This window comes from Paenibacillus sp. B-A-8, from assembly GCF_048572915.1.
Lineage (GTDB): Bacteria > Bacillota > Bacilli > Paenibacillales > Paenibacillaceae > Paenibacillus_AQ.
Window position 1 is genome coordinate 2,587,409 of sequence record NZ_CP183882.1, and the last position, 24,354, is coordinate 2,611,762.

At 45.5% G+C, this 24,354-nt stretch carries 15 protein-coding genes; 8 read left to right on the forward strand and 7 right to left on the reverse strand.

What is annotated here, in order from left to right; all coding sequences use genetic code 11:
• Nucleotides 1-5 precede the first annotated feature (5 nt).
• The gene (locus ACN6MV_RS11120) at nucleotides 6-842 is read right to left on the reverse strand and encodes a helix-turn-helix domain-containing protein (RefSeq protein ID WP_419886360.1); all 837 of its coding nucleotides are present in this window, start codon (nucleotides 840-842) and stop codon (nucleotides 6-8) included.
• Between the two features lie 190 nt (nucleotides 843-1,032).
• On the opposite strand from ACN6MV_RS11120, the gene ACN6MV_RS11125 reads away from it, so the two are divergent.
• The 5 genes from ACN6MV_RS11125 to cls all read left to right on the forward strand — a co-directional run bounded on the left by ACN6MV_RS11125 (nucleotide 1,033) and on the right by cls (nucleotide 8,840).
• Nucleotides 1,033-2,178 (forward strand): DUF2264 domain-containing protein, encoded by a 1,146-nt coding sequence (locus ACN6MV_RS11125; RefSeq protein ID WP_375102584.1) that lies wholly within the window; start codon nucleotides 1,033-1,035, stop codon nucleotides 2,176-2,178.
• A gap of 38 nt (nucleotides 2,179-2,216) precedes the next feature.
• A complete protein-coding gene (locus ACN6MV_RS11130; RefSeq protein ID WP_419886361.1) occupies nucleotides 2,217-4,034 on the forward strand; it encodes a hypothetical protein in 1,818 nt (605 codons plus the stop codon).
• Nucleotides 4,035-4,079: 45 nt separating this feature from the next.
• Nucleotides 4,080-5,216, forward strand: a complete 1,137-nt coding sequence (locus ACN6MV_RS11135; RefSeq protein ID WP_419886362.1) for a glycoside hydrolase family 88 protein — start codon at nucleotides 4,080-4,082, stop codon at nucleotides 5,214-5,216.
• A 12-nt stretch (nucleotides 5,217-5,228) separates the two neighbouring features.
• The gene (locus tag ACN6MV_RS11140; protein WP_419886363.1) at nucleotides 5,229-7,109 is read left to right on the forward strand and encodes a DUF2264 domain-containing protein; all 1,881 of its coding nucleotides are present in this window, start codon (nucleotides 5,229-5,231) and stop codon (nucleotides 7,107-7,109) included.
• A 276-nt stretch (nucleotides 7,110-7,385) separates the two neighbouring features.
• On the forward strand, nucleotides 7,386-8,840 hold the full coding sequence (cls, locus tag ACN6MV_RS11145) for a cardiolipin synthase (protein ID WP_042126457.1): 1,455 nt from the start codon (nucleotides 7,386-7,388) through the stop codon (nucleotides 8,838-8,840).
• An 85-nt stretch (nucleotides 8,841-8,925) separates the two neighbouring features.
• On the opposite strand, the gene ACN6MV_RS11150 is transcribed toward cls, so the two are convergent.
• A complete protein-coding gene (locus tag ACN6MV_RS11150) occupies nucleotides 8,926-9,714 on the reverse strand; it encodes a YheC/YheD family protein (RefSeq protein WP_339290373.1) in 789 nt (262 codons plus the stop codon).
• Nucleotides 9,715-9,878: 164 nt separating this feature from the next.
• Between ACN6MV_RS11150 and sbnA the strand changes: the two genes are divergently transcribed.
• Together sbnA and ACN6MV_RS11160 are read left to right on the forward strand one after the other, a co-directional pair.
• Nucleotides 9,879-12,092 carry a 2,3-diaminopropionate biosynthesis protein SbnA gene (sbnA, locus tag ACN6MV_RS11155; RefSeq protein ID WP_419886364.1) on the forward strand — a complete coding sequence of 738 codons (2,214 nt, stop codon included), beginning with the start codon at nucleotides 9,879-9,881 and terminating at the stop codon, nucleotides 12,090-12,092.
• A gap of 34 nt (nucleotides 12,093-12,126) precedes the next feature.
• Nucleotides 12,127-13,092, forward strand: coding sequence for an ornithine cyclodeaminase (locus ACN6MV_RS11160; protein ID WP_042126459.1), 966 nt, complete (start codon nucleotides 12,127-12,129; stop codon nucleotides 13,090-13,092).
• A gap of 250 nt (nucleotides 13,093-13,342) precedes the next feature.
• Here ACN6MV_RS11160 and ACN6MV_RS11165 read toward each other — a convergent pair whose 3' ends face one another.
• Nucleotides 13,343-15,085: an SGNH/GDSL hydrolase family protein gene (locus ACN6MV_RS11165; protein ID WP_419886365.1), complete on the reverse strand. Its 1,743-nt coding sequence runs from the start codon at nucleotides 15,083-15,085 to the stop codon at nucleotides 13,343-13,345.
• 238 nt (nucleotides 15,086-15,323) lie between these two features.
• Here ACN6MV_RS11165 and ACN6MV_RS11170 point away from each other — a divergent pair, with 238 nt between their 5' ends.
• On the forward strand, nucleotides 15,324-18,179 hold the full coding sequence (locus tag ACN6MV_RS11170; protein WP_419886366.1) for a glycosyl hydrolase 115 family protein: 2,856 nt from the start codon (nucleotides 15,324-15,326) through the stop codon (nucleotides 18,177-18,179).
• A gap of 55 nt (nucleotides 18,180-18,234) precedes the next feature.
• Here the strand turns inward: ACN6MV_RS11170 and ACN6MV_RS11175 are convergent, their stop codons facing one another.
• From ACN6MV_RS11175 to ACN6MV_RS11190, 4 genes are all read right to left on the reverse strand, one after another.
• Nucleotides 18,235-19,014, reverse strand: coding sequence for an AraC family transcriptional regulator (locus tag ACN6MV_RS11175; protein ID WP_419886367.1), 780 nt, complete (start codon nucleotides 19,012-19,014; stop codon nucleotides 18,235-18,237).
• 94 nt (nucleotides 19,015-19,108) lie between these two features.
• Nucleotides 19,109-19,729 carry a TetR/AcrR family transcriptional regulator gene (locus ACN6MV_RS11180; RefSeq protein ID WP_076116979.1) on the reverse strand — a complete coding sequence of 207 codons (621 nt, stop codon included), beginning with the start codon at nucleotides 19,727-19,729 and terminating at the stop codon, nucleotides 19,109-19,111.
• Between the two features lie 46 nt (nucleotides 19,730-19,775).
• On the reverse strand, nucleotides 19,776-20,966 hold the full coding sequence (locus tag ACN6MV_RS11185; protein ID WP_419886368.1) for a pectin acetylesterase-family hydrolase: 1,191 nt from the start codon (nucleotides 20,964-20,966) through the stop codon (nucleotides 19,776-19,778).
• Nucleotides 20,967-21,135: 169 nt separating this feature from the next.
• Nucleotides 21,136-24,267, reverse strand: coding sequence for an alpha-mannosidase (locus tag ACN6MV_RS11190; RefSeq protein WP_419886369.1), 3,132 nt, complete (start codon nucleotides 24,265-24,267; stop codon nucleotides 21,136-21,138).
• Between the last annotated feature and the right edge of the window lie 87 nt (nucleotides 24,268-24,354).

Here is a 24,354-nt window from a genome sequence, read left to right on the forward strand (position 1 = left end):
CCATATCAGCTTTTTTTGCCGTATTTTCCAGGTGGAATGCCCGTGATGTTCTTGAAAGTACGGATGAAATTTGCATAGTCATTGAAACCGGATAAATAACAGGTATCGGATACGGAGTTCCCGGCGGATAAGAGCTGTTTGGATAACGCGATCTTTTTAAGCAGGACGTACCGGTAGATTGTCCCACCGGTCTGTTGCTTGAACAGGTGACTAAGATAATATTTATCGATGTTTAATTCTCCGGCGATCTGCTCAAGCGACAGATTCAGATGCAGATGGTTATCGATATAGCGCATGGCCGATTGAATATGTGAAGAAATAATGCTGGGTATGGTGGTAACGGTACGGTTATAAAGCTCATTAATAAGGACCAGGATCTGAATCAGATAAGTCAGAGCCAGAACCTCACTGCCGTATTGTGGGTTCTCCAAAATTGCAATTAAGCGGTAGGCAAGGGTCGTATACTCTGAAAGCAGTGTTTCATCCATTTGTGCGAGATTTTGCTCCCCGGGCTGACGGTTCTGGAAACAAGCGAGCAGATTTGTGGTTGCAGTGCAGAAGGGATATATAAGTGGAGCTTTGAAATGGATTGTTAAGCGTTCATAAGGTTCTGGAGATAAATTGATGATTTTATGTATTTCGTGATTGTTAAATAAGAGCACATTGCCCCGCTGAAGCGGATAGCTGTACTGATCCACAAATCCGTTCACCGTGCCGCCAAGAAACAGGAAGATTTCGTAGTGGTCATGAATGTGAAAATCTCTGGTGGGTGAGATCGGTGAATTGCCGATGCCCGCCAGTATGTCGCCTTCGAAAGGCTGATAATACTGGGCATGTTTCATCCGGATGGCCCCTTTCAGATTGATAGCAATAAACGCAATAAATGATCATTAATCGCAAAGACATTGCAATAATACAACACTAAACTATAGAAGAAGATTACGCAATAAAACAAGATAGAGCTGGTCAGAACAAGAGTAGTAGGAGAGTCTGTACCTGCTGAATAGACGCAATTGAAAGGGTGGATTGTCTATGACTGGTACGAAACACCGGAAATATTGGCTGGATACGATGTTACAGATCGGGAATCCGGTTCTTGACGCTTTGTCGCAGAGAAAATTAAAGGAACGGCTGCCTGCGGAGTTTCATGGTGATAGGAGCAGGTTTGCGTATTTGGAAGCGTTTGCTAGATTAGCCTGTGGAATGGCCCCATGGTTAGAGCTTGAAGGGCTGGAGGGTGAAGAGGAAAAGCTTAGAGCCCATTATGCCGTACTGATGCTGGAATGCATTGATGCCGCTGTCGATCCATCTTCGCCTGACTATATGGATTTTAAGTCCGAAGGCCAACCGCTGGTCGATGCGGCATTCCTCGCCCACGCGTTGGTGCGCGCGCCGAAGCAGCTTGCCAGGCGGCTGAATGCGCGGGTCAAAGTTAATTTAATAACAGCCTTGAAGCAAACGCGCCGGACTGCACCGAGCGGCAGCAACTGGCTACTGTTCAGCGCAATGGTGGAAGCGGCTTTGTATATCCTCAACGATCCTGAATATGACCGGATGCGTGTTGGTTATGCGATTCATATGTTTATGGATTGGTATAAAGGCGATGGCATATACGGTGACGGCAAGGACTTTCACTGGGATTATTACAACAGCTTTGTTATTCAGCCGATGCTGGTGGATGTGGTGACACTCTTTGAACGGGAGTCGGAGCAATATTCCCAATTGCGGCCGTTGATACTGGAACGGGCACAGAGATACGCAACTGTTCTGGAACGGATGATTGCACCGGATGGAACTTATCCCTTTATCGGGCGCTCTATTGTCTACCGTTTTGGTGCGTTTCAGCTGTTGTCGCAGGCGGCGCTCCAGCATTTCCTGGAGGAATCGCTTTCTCCCGCGCAGGTACGCTGCGCCTTGACTGCTGTAATTACACGGACTATGGAATTTCCGGGCACTCTGGATGAGAACGGGTGGCTACGTCCGGGAGTATACGGCTACCAGCCAGAGCTTGCTGAGAGCTATATCAATACGGGCAGTCTCTATTTATGCGCATTTGTATTTCTTCCTTTGGGGCTTCTTCCTTCTGATCCTTTCTGGGCAGGAGCAGAATTGAAGTGGACGGCACAAAGGATCGCAGCTGGTGAGGATGTTATGAGAGATCATGCCTTGAGCAATTAGAAGGATCTAAGCTGGTGGGGCAAAAGGAGGAAGAAAGCATGAATAGACAGGAGCTTTTCGGAATGATCGAAAGGATGAAGCCGGTAAATCTGAGCTTGTATTATCCTGATGGAGATTCGGATGTTTTTTGGACACAGGCATCATTATCCGAGCTATTGAAGGAAGATATCTGCGAAATCCGCGCAGAGGCTCAGAGATTAGACGGCCAGCCTATACCGGAGCTGACGGATACGCTTTTTTCAATTTATGCGCGCATGGGTTCGAGGCTGGAATATGAACGGGTCTATTTCGAACGGAGAAGAAGGCTGAACACATATGTATTTATGACCTTGCTTGAGCCGGATAATGTCAGACTTCTGGAGAACCTGGAAAATACACTATGGTCTATATGCGAAGAGTACACTTGGTGCCTACCAGCCCATCTTCCTTCAGATCATAATGCAGAGAATATCGATCAGTTTATTGATCTGTTCTCCTCGGAAACTGCTTTTACACTGAGTGAAATTTCGCTACTACTGGGAGAACGACTTCCACAGCTTCTTCGATTTCGAATAAGACATGAAGTAGAGCGGAGAATATTTCGACCATTTATTGAATGTGGTCCTTATGAATGGGAGACTGCAAGGCATAATTGGTCGGCAGTTTGTGCAGGTTCGATTGGGGCAGCTGCCTTGCTGATGTTGGATGATCCTGCTGCGCTAACGGATATCCTGCTGAAGACAGAACGAAGCATGAGTTACTATCTGGAAGGCTTCGGGGATGATGGGGCCTGTCTGGAAGGTCTGAGTTACTGGAACTACGGATTTGGCTATTTTACGTATTACAGCGATCTTCTCCGGGTCAGAAGTGAGGGAAGAGTAGACTGGTTTGCAACAGACAAAGTGCGAAGTATCGCTCAGTTCCAACAAAAAATTTTCATCGGCGGCAATTTTGTCGCCAATTTCTCAGACTCAGAGCCTCAAATTCACATACATATGGGCTTGTCCCATTATTTAGCTGATACCTATCCAGAAGTAGAATGTCCTCCGCCTGTGCTTCGCGCTCCTTACGCTAAGGATCATTGCAGCCGCTGGGCTCCGGCTTTTCGAAATCTCATCTGGAGAAGGACCGGCGATGAGAAACAGGATCAGGATTGGGGAGCCGCCAGTTATTATCTTCCTAATGCGGGATGGCTTGTCTCGCGTTATCAGTCCGGAGGAAGTTCGTTCGGCTTCGCGGCTAAAGGAGGGCATAACGCTGAACCTCATAATCATAATGATCTGGGGCAGTTCATTCTGTTAGGTGAAGGCGAAATCTATGCAGCGGATCTCGGCAGTGGAGAGTATACGGCTGAATATTTTGGGGCTGGCCGTTATCAATATGATTGCAATGGCTCGCAGGGACATTCGGTTCCTATCATCGACGGCCAGTATCAACAGTCTGGCAAGGAGCATAGTGCTACAGTTCTGTATGCGTCGACTGCTTCCGTGAGGGATGAACTGACGCTGGAGCTGTCTCAGGCTTACGAAGTGGAAGAGCTTCAATCCTTGGTCCGTTCTATGGTTTGGTACAAGGAGCAGCGTCCTCGCTTGGAGTTAACGGACGAGTACCGGTTTAACGGTAAGTTAATGGGCTGGACGGAGCGGTTCGTAACCTGGTGTCGGCCGAAGATCCTTCGTACTGGCGTTGTGTTGCTGCCGGGAACTGATGTCGGCGGAGTTGAAGTGATCTATGATGCCCAGATTGTAGAGCCAGAGATTACCGCTCGTGAGTACAGGGATCATTTCGGCAGGGAAACGGCCTGGTATACTCTCGACTTTCATTTGCTTCAGCCCGGTGCTGTAGGGAAATTAGCATTCACCTTTCAATTTATATAAATGATGAAGGAACTAGAGAACAATTCGAAGAAGGCGGTGTTTGATATGAATATTACGGAAAACCAAACTTGGCTGGATGAAGCTTGGAGCAAGGCTCTTGAAAAGACAAGATGTAACAGTCGAAAGATCGGCGCAGAATTTCCACATGCAAGTCAAGGGGGGAAATATTTGCTGGAGGCGCCGAATTGGTGGACAGCAGGGTTCTGGCCGGGAATGCTCTGGCAGTTTTATTCTGAGAGCGGGGATGAAAGTCTAAAAATGATCGCGGAGCGCTGCGAAGAGAGACTCGACGAGGTGCTGGATGGCTATGTTAAGCTGGATCACGATTTAGGCTTCATGTGGATTCTTACAAGCGTGGCAAATTACAAGTTGACGGGTAGCGAAGCGTCGCGAATTCGGGCATTAAAAGCGGCCAACTACCTGGCAGCCCGCTTCAATCTGAAAGGACAATATATCCGGGCTTGGAATCCATGGAGTGTAGGGGAAGATAACAGCGGAGTTGCTATTATTGACTGCTGCATGAATACCAGTCTGTTGTTCTGGGCTTCTGAGACATCGGGAGATCCACGCTATCATCATATCGCTGAGGCGCATATGGATACTGTTCTTGAGCATTTTATCCGACCGGATGGCTCCGTGTACCACATCGTCAAATTCAACCCGGAGACGGGTGAAGTCGTGGAAAAGCTTGGCGGGCAAGGTTATTCGCCCGAATCTGCTTGGTCGCGCGGCACGGCTTGGGCCATTTACGGTTTAGCGCTTGCCTATCATCATACGAGCAAGCAGAGCTATCTGGATGCAGCCAAGCAGGTAGCACATTTCTTCTTGACCCGTTTGCCGGACGATCATGTTCCGCATTGGGATTTCCGCGCGCCCGGTGAAGTCGGCGAAATTCGTGATAGCTCCGCCGGTTCCTGTGCGGCGAGCGGTTTGCTTCTGCTAGCGGACCAGGTGGATGATTCGGAGTCCCATGTGTACCGGAACGGGGCTATAAGAATCGTGGAATCGCTCTACAGGAATTATGGCAGTTGGGACAATGCGGATGAGGAAGGGTTGCTGCTTCACGGTACGAGTAACTACCCTGAGAACCGGAATATAGATGTTCCTCTTATCTACGGTGACTTTTTCTATGTCGAAGCACTAGCCCGGATTAAGGCCGCAGGACCGTTCTATTGGGAGTAGGGGGTGATTAGGATGAATACAAATAAGACATCTTTCCGGATTAGTGATAATCCGTTAAAGACTCGGGTGGATCTGGTGATCGCCCTTGAGCAGCTTACGGATCCGCTTCGGGCGCACTACAGCAAAGGCGGCGCAAGGCTTGAAATCGGTAAAACAGGGGCGAGCTATTCGGCAGCAACTGCTGAAATGGAAGGTTTCTCGCGGGTGTTGTGGGGTTTGGTACCCCTGCTCATTGGTGGTGGAGACAGCGAACTCTGGGACATCGTGCTGGATGGCATTCGGCATGGCACTGATCCTTCTCATGAAGAATATTGGGGAGAGGTGAAGGATTACGACCAGCGTTTGGTCGAAATGGCGGTCTTTGGTTTCGCATTAGCAGCCATTCCGGAAAGGATCTGGTCGCCGCTTGCTCCGAAGGAGCAGGATCAATTATACCGCTGGCTGAATCAAATAAACGCTCATCCTTGCTATGACTGCAATTGGCTGTTCTTTAACGTTCTAGTCAATGTCGGATTCCGCAAAATCGGTCGTCCCTACGACGAAGGGCAGTTAGAGAACAATTTGAAGCGCATGGACGATTTCTATTTGGGCGAGGGCTGGTACAGTGACGGAATTAACGGCCACAGCGATTATTACGTACCTTTTGCTATTCATTACTATGCACTGCTGTACGCAAAGCTGATGGAGCAGGAAGACCCCGAACGTTCCCGTGTGTTCAAAGAACGAGCTCGATTGTTTGCTGCCGATTTCATCAGCTGGTTCGCACCCGACGGATCCGCACTTCCTTATGGGCGCAGTTTGACTTACCGTTTTGCCCAGTCGGCATTTTGGAGCGCCCTTGCCTACGCAGACGTTGAAGGATTCCCTGCTGGTGTGGTAAAAGGTCTGGTGCTGCGGAACCTGCGCTGGTGGTTTAGCCAGCCGATTGTTGACGCCGATGGTGTACTGACCATCGGATATACTTACCCGAATCTGGTCATGGCGGAGAATTACAATGCTCCCGGATCTCCGTACTGGGCGTTGAAGACTTTCCTGCCGCTGGCTCTCGGCGCAGAGCATCCGTTCTGGAAGGCAGAAGAACTGCCGCTGCCAGTCCTTCCGGATGTCATGATTCAGAAGCCTGCACACCTTGTCATCATCCGCGAGCCTGCTTCCGGTCATGTGGCGGCCTTTAATAGCGGACATTTATATACGAATGAACATACTCACACCTCGGCCAAATACGAAAAATTCGTGTATTCAACAGGCTTTGGATTCAGCGTGCCCCGCTCCGAATGGGGGCTCTCTCAGGGAGCATACGATTCTATGCTTGCACTGAGCGAGCACGGAGACAACTTATATCGGGTAAGACGCCAGAATATAGAATCTGAGATTATGGACAACGTGCTTCGCTCTGTCTGGAAGCCGTGGGCCAACGTCGAAGTTCAGACCTGGGTTGTCGCCGGACTTCCTTGGCATATTCGGATGCATCGAGTCGAAACTGGACGGTCACTGGATACTGCGGAGGGCGGATTCGCACTTGGTCAAGACGATGAATTCATATCGAAGATCGATTTGGCTGGTGTGATGGCCTCCACTGCTTGGGGAACCAGTGCAATCAAGGATTTGCTAGGTTGTCGGAAGGGCGAGTTGGTCTGGCCGAACGCCAATACGAACCTGCTTCGCCCTCGGACGGTGCTGCCTATGCTGACGACTACCCTTGAGCCGGGAATTCATTGGCTCGTTTCGGCCGTATATGGTTCCCCTTCAGAGGGGGCTTTAGATATTCAGGCTGATCAAGCTGATAAGGTCCTCAAGCATTCACCTGAGCAAGATTTGAAAGTTAAGTTCAGCGAGGGAACGGTAACCATTGTTACTCATTCCGGGAGAGAAATCGTCCTGAATTTACAATAAGTTGATTGAATTTGCTCATGCTAATTGAAGAATCGCTGCAACAGCTCTAAAGCAGAACTACTGCATTAGAGCTGTTGTTCGTATGTCAAATTTTATGGTCTCATCTTTTAATTATTGAGTTTTTTATCAAATGTTTTCTTAGATGGACAATTATGCTATAGTACTCTATCTAGTCATTTACAGAAGTATTGATTTATCAGACGATGGACAAACTGACTTGTGGCAAAACTAGAAATACTGACATCAATAATAAGATAAGAAAGGCAGGAACTCCTTATGGATAGCAGCAGCCTGGTAACGACGACTCTTTCTCTTGTTATAATAATAAACATATTGCTCTCTGCTGGCTTTTTATTTTTTGAGAGGAGAGATATTGGTTATACTTGGGCATGGCTTATGCTTTTTTATTTCATTCCCATTTTGGGATTTATTATTTATCTCTTCCTTGGTCGAAACTTAGCAAAGAAAAATTTCTTTGGTCTATCTTCTGAAGAAAGGAAATATCTACAATCCGCTGTAGATCATCAATTAGCTACATTAAACGATCAGCGCGAGGATCATAACCCTTTGCTCACGAAATATGCTGATTTGATCCATATGAACCTTGTTTCATCGAATGCGCTAATGACAACAGACAACGAAATATCTATTTTCAACGATGGTAATCAAAAATTCGATGCTTTGTTTGATGATATTAGACATGCCAAGAAAGAAGTTAATATTCAATATTACATAATCCAGCCTGACGCCTTGGGAAAAAAATTAAGAGATGAATTAACCATAAAAGCCAAAGAAGGCGTAAAAGTGAGGGTTCTTTACGACGAAATCGGCTCCAAAAGGCTTTCTCTTAAGTTTTTTAAAGAACTACTCTCTGCTGGTGGAGAAGTGGAGGTGTTCTTTCCATCACTGCTTAGACCGATAAATTTCCGTATGAATAATCGAAATCATAGAAAATTATGTATTATCGATGGAGAAGTCGCTTATATTGGTGGATTTAATGTGGGAAATGAGTATTTAGGTATAGATAAAAAGTTTGGGTATTGGCGGGATACACATTTTAGAATGAAGGGAGATTCGGTTAATCAGATTCAAGGAAGATTTATTCTGGATTGGAAACATGCCCGGAAAAATGAGCGCGTAAGCTTCGATCAATTTTCTTTTAATACGGAAGCACATGTCGGATCAAGTCCTGTTCAAATTGTGTCTAGTGGTCCTAACTCGCTAGTGGAGCATCTTAAAAATATGTACATTAAGCTCATCTTGAATGCCAAACGGAGTGTATATATTCAAACGCCATACTTTATTCCTGATAGCAGTTTTATGGATGCTTGTAAAATTGCACTTCTATCAGGTGTTGATGTCCGGATCATGATCCCTAATAAGCCTGATCATCCTTTTGTTTATTGGGCCACTTGGGCATATGCCGGGGAATTATTGAAATATGGAGCGAAGATTCTGTTATATGAAAATGGTTTTTTGCATGCTAAGACGATTGTAGTTGATGATGAAGTAGCGTCCGTAGGAACAATGAATATTGATTCCCGGAGCTTTAGACTCAATTTCGAAGTGAATGCAATTGTGTATGATGAGCAAGTTGCTAAACAACTTCAAAAATTGTTTGATGAAGATAGCCAGTTGAGTACAGAGCTTACCCCTGAACGCTATAAAGAAAGATCCTTAATAATCAAATTTAAAGAGGGCATTTCGCGTCTTTTTTCGTCCATCTTATGAACCCCGAAACTATATCCTCGGTACAAAAGGCGAGCTGTAGATTGTGAATTCACAGTTCGCCGCTGTCTATGGATTCTTCTGCGCTTCACACCATACCCTGTTTTGATTTCATGCACTTGAGATTGTATGTGCGACCGTATACCTTGGCATATCTGACAATTCGGTCAATCATACGGGTATCTTTTAGTTTAGTAAACGGGCACGGATCGGGAGCCGTATTCACTTCCAAGATCCATGGCTTAAGACGTTGATCTAAGGCAATATCCACACCGATTTCCTGAAGTGCGGGATAGACAGTGCTAAGCTGCCTTGCGGACTTCACTCCAATTTGCTTCAGGGATCGGATCAATATTTTACAATTTTCTGCGCTTGTGTAGCCTTTTAATAATTCCTCAATCGGATAAATTGTTCCTCCTTGACTCCCGTTTGTAACCACTTTGCGAGGATGCGCAACGCGTCCTGCAACCCCTGTTGCTTCCCACCCACCCTTAGAATTTCGCTGCACCATCACCCGAATATCGAAAGGGCGTCCATCGTAAACCAACAGCCTGATCCCCTTTTGTACTAAATAGGCCTTTCCTTGAGCCTCTCGTAAGATGGCCCGATAGGCCGTGTCGTAATCAGAAAATTTGTGTACGTGGGTACCGGATTGATAGCTGAATTGTGCGCGTGTGAGTTCAACCCGTATTACGCCCTGTCCTAAAGAGCCGCAGCAAGGCTTAATGTACACCATCTTATATTTTTGTAGCATTTCATAGAGCGTGTTCTTATCCATTTTTTTCGTAAGCGGGACATGTTTATTTAACTCTTGGTTTCTAACCAGCACCCTTGTCTTCGTCAGCTTATTGGATATACGGCTTATCTGCTTCATCATTGTGTCCCTCCGTCTCAATAGATCCATAGGCTATATTACGAGTATGCCTCCGCTTTTGATTGGGCGAACATCGAACAGTAGAACACACTGAAAGAAATCTACATATAATTATTGTAGGTATTCATCTATGGGCTGCAGCTTGCGGTCAACAGGAGGCGGCCATCATGCTGCTCGACAAAGAGAAATTAAAGGATAAACTGCTTGAAGTAATCGAGGTATTTCCTTGGTATAAGGAGCTGATCGGCGGCGAAAGAACGAATTATAGCTTAGAGAAGCTTCCGCTAATGACATCAACAACGCTAGATACCTATTATTATAATCAACCCATTGATCCTTCTTGGATCGTATACAGGACGTCGGGCACAAGCACAGGCCGTCGAAAAGCCATACTTTACTCTAAGGAAGACGATAAGCACTATATAAATATTAAAACGAAGCTGTTTGGTGATCTTATTGCGGGAAGCGGATGCGTTAGAGCTTTGGCGGATATGGGGACTGGGCATGCAGCGAATACTGCATTGTCCATTTTTGAGGAATTAGGATTGGAACCTCGTTCAATTCCCTTTGAATTGCCGATTGAAAAGCATATTGAACAGCTTGAAACCTTCAAGCCTGACCTACTGTACACAATGCCTTCCATTCTTGATCATATCGTACATGCTGCTGAGAATCCGCGCGCTTTCGGAATCCGCAAGATTATTCTAGTTGGGGAAATCGCTTCACTAGGGTGGCAACGGAATATAGCCGGACTGTTCGGTCTTGAACCACGCGACATTATAGATACGTATGGCTCCATTGAAATGGGTACGATCGCTTATTATTCCCATGATTTTGACAGGTACATTTTTGCCGATGGAATTTTTGCGGAAGGGATCGGGGCACAGGAGATAGGCGAAGAACTAAGTCCACTAAGTAATGACGAAAGTGTTCTTGTTCTAACCTCAACGGTTCGCAAAATGCTGCCAGCTATTCGTTTTGTTACTTACGACGTTATAAGGGACTTTAGATCTGTGATGATAGATGGTGTGGAGAAGCAGAGCTTTAGTTCTATCGTGAAACGAGTAGGCCGGGAACTGAAGCACGGAGAGAAAATCAGCCTGTACGATATCGAGCAGGTTGTTTACCGTCATATAGAAGATGCGATTATCCGGGTCAAAGTAAGGCAAAATGCACTGACCGTTTATCTCAAAAGTAAATCTGCGGATAACACCATTGTCCCGAAAATCAAAGAGGAAATTAGAGAATGCATTCCGGAAATCGGCATGATGATTCGAAACCATCTGTTGGATGATATTGAGGTCATTATAGTAGGCAAAGACGAGCCGATGGACAGCGGAAAGGTTAAGAACAAAAAGCTATATTACCAGAAAGATAAAGATCGCATAGAGATGGACTTCACTGACGGTATTTTGTCGACTATCGGAAATACACCCTTAATCAAGCTGAAGAGCTTGTTCTATAAAAGTGAGTTTGACGTCTATGCAAAAATGGAGCTGATGAACCCGGGGGGGAGCGCCAAAGATCGTCCCGCCCTGCGGATGATCCATGAGGCATGGAAGGAAGGAACCATAGGTCCGGGAAGTATCATCATTGAATCGAGCTCTGGAAATATGGCAATCAGCTTGGCCATGATTTGCAAATATTTAGGAATGCGTTTTATCAGCGTTATTGATCCTAGAACCACAGAAACGAATCTGCAAATTCTGAAGGCGTTGGATGCCAAAATCGATTATGTCGCCAATCCCGATCCTGTAACAGGTGAGTTTCTTCCTGCTAGGCTGAACCGTGTACAGCAGTTATTGACGGAAATACCGGGCAGCTACTGGCCGAATCAGTATGCGAATGCAAATAATTATTTAGCCCATTACCATACGACAATGAAAGAAATCGTGACTGAACTTGAACGAGTGGATTATTTATTTTGCAGTGTTAGTACATGCGGCACCATTCGGGGCCTTGCGGAATACGTAAGAGATCACGGACTTCGGACTAAGATCGTGGCTGTCGATGCAGAGGGAAGCGCGATTTTTGGTGGAAATAAGAGTACACGACGCTTCCCGGGACTGGGTGCCGGCATCGTGCCACCCTTTTGCAGAACAGATCTAATCGATCGTATCGTACATGTCTCGGATTCCGATATCGTAAAAGGTTGCCGGATGTTGGCACAGGAAGAATCTATCCTGGCAGGCGCATCCTCCGGTGGAATCATTGCCGCCGTGAAGCAGATGGAGCCGGATTTGACCCCGGGAGCTGTCTGCGCTGTCATTCTGCATGATAAGGGAGAGCGCTACCTCGATACTGTATACTCAGACTCATGGATTCAGAGCCAGTTCGGCCGGGAGATTTGGACTGAAGTTAGCGATAACGCTGAGTTGTAACAACAAAGAATCTATTTCGCAAGGAGGCGACGGTATGCTGTACTTAAATGATCGAGATATACAATCAGTAGGTGTAGATTGGCCTGCTCTTGTGGAGTCGATAGAAACTGCTGTGGGTATCATCGATTCAGGCGATTATGTGCAGCCGGTAAAGCCGTACCTAAGGTATAAGAATCCACAAAACCGGATTATTGCAATGCCTGCTTACGTAGGGGGAGAGGTGAACACCGCAGGGATAAAGTGGATTTCTAGTTTCCCAGATAATATTCAGGCTGATCTTCCCCGCGCGCATAGCATCATTGTATTGAATGACCCAAGTACAGGTCAGCCTTCAGCCGTCTTGAACTCCCCGCTTCCCAGTATTATAAGGACTGCTTCCCTTAGCGGAGTAATGATCCGTTACTTTTTGCAGGCGCATTCTGTGGAACAGATTCATCTCGGGATTATCGGTTGGGGGCCAATAGGGCAGTATCATTGTCAAATGGTTACGGCTCTGTACGGAGATCGTATCGAGCGTATCCGAATTTTTGATATCAAGGGTGTTGATTTATCAGCGGTCACATCACTTTACAGAGATAGGATGGAAGTGGCAGAGACGTGGACAGACGTTTACCAGCATTCGAATATCTTTATTACTTGTACCGTATCAGAACATCGGTATATCAATCTTCCTCCTGAAAAAGGGAGTCTTCTGCTGAATGTTTCACTGCGTGATTATAAGCCGGAGGCGTTAGCTTTAGTAAAAGCCATAATCGTCGACGATTGGGATGAAGTGTGCCGCGAGAATACTGACATCGAACAGCTCCACCTGGAACAAGGACTGACCCGTGCCGACACCCGGATGATTACCGATGTCGTCTTGCGCCACAGCCTGGCTGAATTCGGCGAAGATGAACCGATTCTCTTCTGCCCAATGGGGATGGCCGTCTTCGATATCGCTACAGCGGTGTACTATGTGAATAAAGCGAGAGAAAACGGGATTGGAACTGAGCTAGAGTGAGAGCAATTCTGTCCATATGACAGCGATAACCCGCTTATTGAGCGGGTTTTTCATTATGTTATGCACTAGCATATGGGTTTCATATGGATATGTTTGCAACGTGGATCGCGGTTTATTGTGACTGGTTGATCAAAGGTGCTTTGTTTATTTGACGGTATATCAGTGGGAAATGGACAAAATTCCAAGCGATACAATAAAAACAGCCCCGATGAAGAATACATCGGAGCTGTCTTGTGACTGGTGCAACTGATTAAAGGGTATAACCGAAGCCTAGTATAGTAAAACACTTCTCCTGATCTTCGGGCACCATTCTGATTTCTATCTGATGCTCACCGCTAGCTTCGTTTTGATATAGAATTACCGGATTGCAATGTGTCCAGTTGTTCACGTGAGGATCAGCAGTAACGGCAAGGCTGCCGTCTACGAAAATATCCGCCTTGCCGAATTCGCTGCTGCCGGAATCCTTATATACGAGGATGAGATTTCTACTCGTTATTGTCAGCTTGAAGCTTTGTTCCCCTGATGCCCTTGAATGCATCCAATTATGAGGGAATTCCGGAGTGCCGTGAGAGTCGGTATCCATTTCTACCCGCTGCAAATCGGTATCGATCCCCGAAAATCCGCCTACTTCGATCTTACCTGCGTCAATATAGTTTGTTCGATCCAGCAGGAGGGTTCCGGCAAAATCATTCCCGATGACCGGGCGTTGATCCAATAAGATCTCATCTTCATTCATTAGTGATTTATGGGTTTCGGTGAATAAATAAGCGAGACAATCAGCCATTACCCGGTGCCCCTCATTTGTCGGATGATAGATATCATAGAAAAATTGCCGTTTAGAGATGATGTTGCCTTCAGCTTTACTCAGGCGGAACTGCTCGGATACGGCATCCTTTACACTAACCATAGGAAGATTATAATGTCGGCCAATGGGGGAGAGCCGATCCTGCAGGTTCCAGTCATTCATAAACACACTGAACAGAAGGATTACGGCTGGCTGATGATCGGCGGAAAGTATTTTTAAGCATAGGCTTTCAAAACAATTGCCCTTCGTTTCATCTCCTTCATCGTTTACGGCAAATTCCACGACCACGATATCCGGTGTTACGGAACCGTCTCTAAGAATATCTCTTTCATAACGGATGACGCCAAGCTCGGAGGGTGTTCCGCCGACCCCAGCCTTCACAAAATGGATGTTCTCGCCACCATTTGTGCCGAATAAGTCTTTAAATCTTAAATACGATTGATAGGCATAACATTCTGTGTGTATCGGCTTAGCACCGGCTCCTTGAGTAATGGAACCTCCAATATAAGCGATCGTGACTTCCTCGCCCTTTATAGCTTTATTTATGGCAGTTTTTAATCTTTTATTATTGCCAGCGTGCAGCAAGGATTGTGTAATAATCTTTTGGTACTCATTCGATTCAAAAGCAACTGGTGGTTCAAGGATTAGCTCTGGAACAGAATAACCGTCATGCAAATAAAAAATAACACTCGCAATCGCCAGTTCGCCTGCGTGATTAAATTCAAAAGCAAATTTTCCGAGCACATCATCTTCTTCAGAACCCGGACAATCTGCTAATCTCAAAATAATCTCTGAACCGTCGGCTGGGCAAGGTACACGTAAATAACTGCCGGTTTCATATTTACTAGTTTTGCCCCAGTGCTGCAATAAAAAAGTGACTGGATCTTCCTGCGCGTTAGTCCTTCTTACGGATACTCCGATACTGTGGACTAATTTGCGAAAGCCTGCACTGCTCCCCAGAAGCTCCAGAATTGCATCATCTGTTACGCCGCCTATAAATCTGGTCTTGTCGATCAGATAGCTACCTTCCAGATAAACTTCTTGAGACGGTTTGCCTTCAGCTCTTGCTGTTGCTTCAATTGCTGTTTCATACAGTACAAAAAAGCCGTTTCTACGATCAGCCGGGTCCTTTGGAGCCTTCGGACCTTCAATCTGTTCGCTTGCAATGAAATCGTTATTCTTTTCCATATGGATCATCCTCGCTTTGTAAGGTTCACTTATTATGGATGCGCTTGCAAATGAAATGATTGTGCTACAGGGAGATACCTGTTAACAGTAACACCAAATATCTAGATTGTTCAACCAATAAACAAAGTTTCGTTTAATAATTACAAAAACTTGCTAGTTTACACATGGAAGTTGAAATTGCTTACTTATATAATGTGCCTAGTCATACGAAAATAGGATGCTTAAGGGGAGAATAATCATGCCTACGCAGGAATTAAACCTTGTGAAGCAGGGCAAAGCTGCTAAGATTTACTTGGATCCCAAAGGGAAGGATTATGCCGGTTTGCGCCGCGTGGCTCAGTCTTTTGCAGCAGATGTTAAACAGGTAACGGAGGTAGAACCTGAGATATATACACAATTGCAGGAATTGGATGGAACCGTTATAATCGCTGGATCGATCGGCAGTAATGAGCTTATTGATCGTTTAATTGCGGAGGGAACAGTGGACGTGTCCGCCATTCAAGGGAAAAGGGAATGTTATAAAATTCAGGTAGTTGATGAACCGACAGCAGGAGTGGACAAGGCGCTCGTCATTGTGGGGAGCGATAAACGCGGGACGATGTACGGGATCTATTCCATCTCTGAAAAAATTGGCGTTAGTCCGTGGGAATATTGGGCAGATGTTGTACCAGAGAAGAAAGCAACTTTGATCCTGTCCGATAACCAGCTACATATGATCTCCAAAGAACCTTCGGTTAAATACAGGGGGATTTTTTTGAATGACGACTGGCCGTCCTTGGGCTCTTGGGTAACTCAAAGATTTGGTGATTTTAATGAAGATTTCTATGACAAGGTGTTTGAACTAATTCTTCGATTAAAGGGGAATTATTTATGGCCAGCGATGTGGAGTGCCGAATTCAGCCTTAACGGTAAAAGCAATCCAATCGCCAACGCCCAGCATGCACAGGAATACGGCATTATAATGGGAACCTCCCATCATGAACCTTTATTTCGGGCAGGCAGTGAATGGCAGAAGGTATACAACCAATATGGAACAAGTAACCTATGGGATTTTGCCCGAAACAAACAGGCCATTACGAATTTTTGGGAAGATGGAATCAAACGGAATCAGGACTTTGACAATTTAATCACATTAGGGATGCGGGGAGAAAGTGATTCTGCGCTGGAGGGCTCCGACCAGGAGAATATTGACTTGCTGAAGGACATTATCCTTACGCAAAAAGAATTATTAAAGAAATATAATCTTGAGCACTCGCCCCAAATTCTAGCCGTATACAAGGAAGTGGAGAAGTATTGGTATGGCACTGCTGAGGTTGAAGGCTTGAAGGACTGGGAAGTCCTGAATGATGTTACGATCCTGCTGGCAGATGATAACTTTGGCAATCTCCGCAAAATCCCAACGGAACACGAACACGATCGGAGTGCAGGGTGGGGGATGTATTATCATTTTGACTATCATGGTGGTCCGCATTCCTATGAATGGTTAAATACGATTCCGCTGGAGAAGGTATGGGAGCAAATGTGTATGGCATTCGACTATGGCATCCGTGATGTATGGATTGTGAACGTCGGGGATTTGAAGCCTATGGAATTGCCCATTTCCTACTTTATGGATTTGGCCTATGACTTTGAAGGTTGGGGTACCGGAGCGATTAATCGGACTGAGGAATATACCAAACGATGGGTAGAGCAGCAGTTCGGATATGCACTGGAACAAGAGACATGCCTGGGCATTGCGCAATTGCTGAGTGATTATACCCGAATGAACGGCCGCCGCAAGCCGGAGATTATTTATCCGTCAACCTTCAGTCCAATCCATTATAATGAGGCACAGAGAGTTCTGGAACAGGCGATTAGGATGGAGAATGCCGCTGACCAATACCTTGCTCTTATTCCTGAATCATTAAAAGATGCGTACTACCAGCTTGTATATTTCCCTGCTGCTGCCTCAGCCAATGTGCTCAAAATGCAAATATATGCTGGGCTTAACGAGCTATATACTGGACGAGGCAGTGTATTGGCAAACACTTACGCTACTCTGACTCATGAAGCCATCAATAGGGATAAACACCTGGAGCAGGTTTATAATAACGAAATTTCAGAAGGAAAATGGCAAGGAATGATGAGTTCCCCTCATGTCGGGTATATTCACTGGAATGCAGAAGGGTGGAAATATCCAGAGGTGAGCACGCTGATTCCCGCTAAAGGCTCAATATTGATTGTTGATGTTGAAGGTATGGAGCAAGCGTATGTTGCGGGTACGGCAAAGCTTCCGGTATTTACAAATCTGCAAAAAGAAAACTATTGCATTACTATCAGCAACGGTGGAGAAGCGGGCTTTGAATATCAGGCAAGAAGCAGTGTAGCTTGGATCAAGCTTGAGAAAACATCGGGTTGGATCAAGGCTGGGGAGAGTTTACAGGTTTCTGTAGATTGGGAAAAGGTTCGCGAGACATCGACGGGTGAAATTACGATCTCTGGTGCCGGGGGCACCGTTAAGGTGAATGTAGCTGTGGACTGGACTGACATTCAGGATGTGCCAGCGATGACCTTTATCGAGGCGCATAATAGAGTGGCGATTGAAGCGGAGCATACCTCAAGCCGTGTTGCACAATCAGGGGTGGAATGGAAGACCATTGCTAACTATGGGCGTTCTTTATCCTCGGTTAAAATGTTTCCGGATGCTGTATCGTTTGAACAACCGGAGTGTGCACCTTATCTGGAATATCGGGTTTTAGTACAGCAGGCTGCAGATTACAGCTTAACGGCGTACATTGCCCCAACGAACAACCTGTCACAGTTCAGTGGATTAAAATATGCGATAGGCTTCGATGCACAGACACCAGTGATTACGGATGCTCTACCTACGGATTTTGAGGGCGGCAATCATGATAATGAACCGTGGTGCCGGGCGGTTATGAATAATATTCATACGGTGACCACCATTCATGCTTTAACAAAGGGGATCCATACCCTCCGCTTTTACGGATTGGATGCGGGCCTGGTTCTGCAAAAGCTTGTATTGTCCGCTGCGGAGCTGCCGTATTCCTATTTGGGCCCAGAGGAGAGCTTCTATACTAGGGGGACACACTAATTCATAGTTAGAGCAAATTGAAGGGTTGAATCCCCGAATGGTTCAGGGTCCTCCGTTATTTCAAGGCAGATGACGGAGGATAACCCTTTATATTTTTGAAAACATTACTGAAATAGGCGACATCTTGATAACCACAATGCGCTGCTACTTCGGACACATTGAAGCCACCTGCGGACAGAATCATCTCGGCATTGTTTACCCGTACTTTATTTATAAATTCTTTATAGGTGGAACCGGTGTTTTGCTTGAACAGCTTGCCAAGATATACTGGATTTAAGGCAACCAAATCAGCTAGTTCCTTGATCGTAACCTCCTCCGAATAATGATCCATAATATAGGTCATTACTTTTTGGATTCTCAGATCGATTAGAGGTGTCTCTTGATGGTGGGTTATGTTTAACAGGCGATACACGATCAGTTGAAAAATGGCTCTGGCCTTCATTTTATAAAAAGGCTGTTTGCTCATCCATACATGCGAGAAATCTTTGATGTCCGCTAGGATCTCTTTAGTTCTCAAGTTTTTGGTTACGGTCTCAAAAGGGAGCTGCACATGATTGTCCTCCCCCTCCCAGAAAAAATTAAACGCAAAGGAACGCATGGGTGCCTCTTTAAAAGTCTGCGCTTCCCGAATACTTCCGGAAGGTGCATAGAGCATATCACCAGCTTCAACCGTAAATTTCTCCCCATTAATAAAATAGTTCGATTTCCCTTCCACAATGAAGGTAAGGTCATGGAAATCAATTGTGCTCCTCGTTATCTCCCAATCCGGGAAGGATCTGCGGTCGACGAACAAAAAAACATTCGGAACTAGATTCTCATATTTGCCAATGTCCATTTCAGCCATTGCTCCTTCCATATAACTAGAGCCGTACGAATACCGATTGGTATATTATACCGAAATGAAACCTATTACGAAAAGACTCTTTTAATCATCGGGAATGCCGTACGCCATGCATAATAAAATCCTTGAATTGTCGGTCCGTTGCCCGGTCTTCCTCCGTAACCACACCGCCCCGCTGATGCGTAATAATAACAGCTTTTTGTAAATACATGAAATACAGGTGGGTGGATTTCTGCAGAATACCTAGCCACTTATTTTTTTCCTCGGGAGCCACTGCAGTTGTCTCAAGCAGTATAAGCCGTGAATACCAGCCTTCCATAGCTTTCATAAAGTCAGGCAGCTCCGCAGGATTCTTAGAAAGGGTGCTGTAGTAAACTCCAAAAATGGCATCATAGTAAATCAGTGACTCCTGATGATCTCTCAGCGCCAAATATTTATCCAGAATGTTCTCCAGTGATTGTACCGGCTGTTCAAAATCAAAATCAAACAGCAGCTGTCCAAACATCCGCTCCAGGTTCTCAACATAGATTTGAGCAGCTAATTCTTCTTTGTCCTTATAATGATGATACAAAGTACGCCGGGAGACACCGGCTTGTTCCGCAATCTGAGCCATATCTGTTCGCTCAATACCTTGAGCACAGAACAAGCTCAGCGCTGTATCCTTAATGATCTCCCTCGTCATTTGCATCTGTTTTTCACGCAAATTCATTGTTTTATATCTCCTGTCTTGTGCAAGTATTTCGCTAATTCTAGCACTATTTCTGAGCTGGCTTCGAAGTCGTGAGGAACTTGCTGCCCACGGAATAGGGTTTCTGATGGTTGACCGCATCACCTAGCCATTTCAGAAGCTTCACACCATCTTGTTCAGCCTGAAAGAAGGTCTCTCTGGTGGCAAAAGTGTGCGGAGTTGTACCCGTCTTAGCGTTCAGCCCAAAGTCGGTCAGATAGTAATAATAATTAGGTAAAGTGGCAGCCAAGGAAGATACAGATTGCCGCATTTCCTGTGACCATTCATTAATAATGCGTTGATCTCTAGGCCCTTTGTAATCGTTGATGTTGTTCTGAAAGTGGATCAGGATCTCGTCAAATACCGAGTAGGATTGCAATATTACCGCATTCGCAGGCAGTAGATGACCGTTCGCTTTAAATGCTGCCCCGATGATATCCGCTTCAGGGTTATACCCAAAGTTCTTAACGAAGTCTGCCTGCCATTCCTTATTCACAACATTCGGCCACTTGTCTGATTTCAGGAAGGAACTGTCTGAATATTGGAAGATCTCGGAGTCTTTGTAATGAGAGGCGATCTCCGGAGCCCAGAAGGCGGACCCGAATCCACCAGCACTTTCACCTGCAATTAGCAGTTTGCCGGGCTTTTCCGCGTTGGTATATATCCAATCAAGGCTGCTTCGCACATTATTGCTGCCGTTATAACGCATTGTAAAGGTACTGCCGTCCTCTTTTTTATATTCAACCGTACGGTTACCGATATGAAAATCACCCGTCGAATAGGGCAGATAAACCACATTCCAGCCATGAAAAGGATTGTCAGGGTTATCCGTATCCATCATGCCTCTCAGCAATGTCAGCATATAGAAGGGGATGTTCGGGAAATAGTTGCCCGTATCTCCACCTTTAATGAAGTTCATTAGCTTGATGGGGTGCGCGGCGCTTTGGGCATCCCAACTGGCCCCTCCCCCGGAAAAGAAGATGATCCAGTTATTAGTCTCCCCCTTTTTATTCCAGATAAAATACTCTGATCCATCACTTGAAATGACATTTCCGTCCAGCTTGACTTTATTCCACTGATAAGGCTTCACTTCCGTGATTACGGGGGTGGTGGTCACCGGTCTCTTGATCACAAAAGCGCTAATCGCAAGAATAGCAATCAAAGCAAGACTCAATAATCCAATGCCTGTGAATATCGTAATTTTCCCCATTCTTCTCATATACATCTCTCCCTTAATTGGAGTATACGATACGTTAACTCATTGCGCAACGTGTATACTTAAAATGCGAAAGAAACAATCATACTCGAAAAACGGGGTGTCCTCGCAGCCTTTTATACATGGCTACAGGGACACCCCGATTTTGTATGTTACTTCATTTAATTAGGATCTACACTTCGATTTCAAATGTTCTAATTTCGTAAGGTTCAAGTACAAAGGTAATAACAGGTTCAGTATGAACCTCACCTTCAGGACGTTCCATTAGATTGCACTCTTGCCATGAAATAATGTTCAAGTCGCTCGTCATATCAATTTGCTGGCGGCTTCCGGAATAGTCGTGAACACGAACGATTAATTTGTGTCCATCCTCAGATTTCTTAAGGGCAGATACCATAACCGTATCCGTTGAAAGACGAATCATAGACTTAGCTTCCACTTCAGCTTGCCCCTTGGTGCTACGCAGTGGATTGTTGATGGACCAGGCTTGACGGACTGTGTCACCTTGTAGCCAATCACCAGTATGCGGCAGGATAGAATACATGAATGTGTGCTCGCCTTGATCCGCTTCAGGGTCAGGGTGCGTTGCCGATTTGATTAGGGATAAACGCATCACATTATCCTTGATGTCGTAGCCATATTTGCAGTCATTCAGCAAGCTAACGCCATAACCACGATCAGATAAATCTGCCCACTGGTGACCCACAGTCTCGAATCTAGCGTAATCCCAGCTAGTGTTCCAGTGTGTTGGACGCTTAACATTACCGAACTGGATATCATAAGTGGCTTCGGTAGCTCTTATCGCAACAGGGAAGGCTACTTTCATTAGCTGTTTTTTCTCATGCCAGTCTACGTTCGTCACGAAGTCGATACGACGATGCACAGCGTGTAAGATCATTTGCTGTTTAATCGTGGAATCCATATAGCTCCATGTGAATTGCACAATACAACGCAATGAACCATTTTCTATGACTTCAATGCTAGTGCAGTCGATCACTTCGCGCATTTTTTGCTGATAGTAGATGTCAATGTCCCAAGCTTCATGTGCTAATGGTTTATCCTCAAACACTTGGAACACGTTACCGTGACTTCCATTAGCTAATACTTGACGCTGTTCGTGTTTATCATAGATGGATGACAATTGACCTTGCTCGTTCCACGCTATTTCAAGGTGAGGCGTTGAAATTCCTGATTCATTCAGCTTGAATGGAGAGCTGGATGGCTCAGTAATTACATCTTCTACAAAGGAGATGGTGGTGTATCCGAGAGAAGGAATGTCGGACACTTCAATGATCCAACGGTCACCTTCACGCTGAGCTTTCAACGGTTTACCTTCTATGTTTATCCAATGTCCTGTTTCCATGCCAGGCTCTATAGTAATTTCTACGAGCTCAGTCAATTCCCAAGAAGCATTGTTCCAGATAGTATATTTACCGGCTTCACTTCCGTTCACTAGTGCCTTCGTAGATTGTTCCCATACAGATTGACCAATGGCTTCAGCTTGAGCATATTCAATCGTACTGTCTTCATACACTTCACGAATCGAAGAACCTGGAATAATATCATGGAATTGGTTCCGTAGAATAATTCTCCAGCCTTCATCTAGATCGGTCTGACGATAGTTCGACCAATCTTCAGACACTACACTTTGCAGTGCGTTTAGCCATTCCGCCTCGCGGTATAGCAGTTCAAGCTTGCGGTTCATCCGCTTATTGTAGGCTTGGCTAGTGTACGTGCCACGGTGATATTCTAAGTAAAGCTCGCCATCCCACACATGGACATAACGATCTGTATTTGCAACGGTGTCTTGCAGGTTACGGAAGTAATCTCCCGCTGTTCCTGTTTCAATCTTCGGAAGCCCTGGGAGGTCATTGAGTCTGCGGCGCATCTCTAGCATTTCACGGTTAACCCCGCCGCCGCCATCACCATATCCGTAAGAAAGTAACAGATTACGATTCACTTCTTTATCCCGGTACGTATCCCAAATGCCTTTTACAGTCTTAGGAATGATGCGGCCATTATAAGTATAGAACCAAGAATCTTCTTCAGACCAAGGCTCTGGCGTTGTAATGAAATGGGTTAATACTTCAGTGCCATCAATACCACGCCATTGGAAGGTATCATGTGGCATGCGGTTGTATTGATTCCAGCTAATTTTCGTGGTCATAAACGTATTAATTCCTGATTTTTTTAGAATTTGCGGCAAGGACCAGCTATAGCCAAATACGTCCGGCAGCCATAAATAATCACATTCAACACCAAATTCATTACGTAAGAAGCGAGTACCATACAGCAATTGACGGACAAGAGACTCACCTGAGGTCAAGTTACAATCTGCCTCGAGCCACATGCCACCGCCAGCTTCCCAGCGTCCTTCAGCTACACGTTCACGAATCTTCTCATAGATTTCCGGATAATCATTCTTGATGTATTCATAAAGCTGAGGTTGAGTCTGTAAAAAAGTATAGTCCGGGAACATTTCCATCAGACGGAGTACGGTCGAGAAGGAACGCGCACATTTCTCACGGGTATGCTTCAATTGCCATAACCAAGCTACATCAATATGGGTATGACCAATACAGGTAACAGTAACTGGCGAAGACTTCTCCATTTTATTAATTTCATCACGCAAATAATTACGAGCTTCCTCGATGGAAGCGTAGAAGAGCTCTGAACCTGGACGAGACCAGTCAATCAGAAGAAACGAGCGGTCAACTGTACTTAGTAGCTGTGTATACTCTGGTGTTTTGGAATCAAGTACGTTCAGCGTCTCAACTACAGCAAGCGCGGTAAAATAGAAATCATCCGTTGCTTCGTCCAGCCAACAAATTTCAGCCATACGAATGCCATGGGTTTGATCTTTCTTTGGGCCGCCACCTTCTAGTCCAGACCATAACCGGAAGGTCAGTGGAAGCTTCGTACCTACCGTTTCATCTGGAAAAAACACTTCTGTATGATTGGAATCTACACCTTGATAGGGCTTGCCGTTGTAAAAGAACAGGGATTCAAAGCCGGAGTTGTTTCCAGCACCCGTCTCGCCAAAATCAAATCGACCCAGTACCCTGCGTCCTGCCCAAGAGGCGGGTACGTCTATCTGTGTCGTTAGCCATAAATACAAATCGCGGCCTTTCCAGGTATCGCCAACCTGTAGCTTAGACCATTCTCCATCCACAGGTGGTTCCGCCGCAATTTCACCTTGTTCGTCAATCATGGAATTGAAAAAAGGAATGTGTATTCGATCCCGGTAACGATATTCGGAAATCTCGTTTAGTTGGGAGTTGAGTTTACGTTTGGTTAGAAACATGAGTAATAGCCCTCCATAATCTTGATGGGGGACGAGGATGATAAGACTTATAGGGTGATTACAGGTTTGTTTGGGGGGTAGAAACCA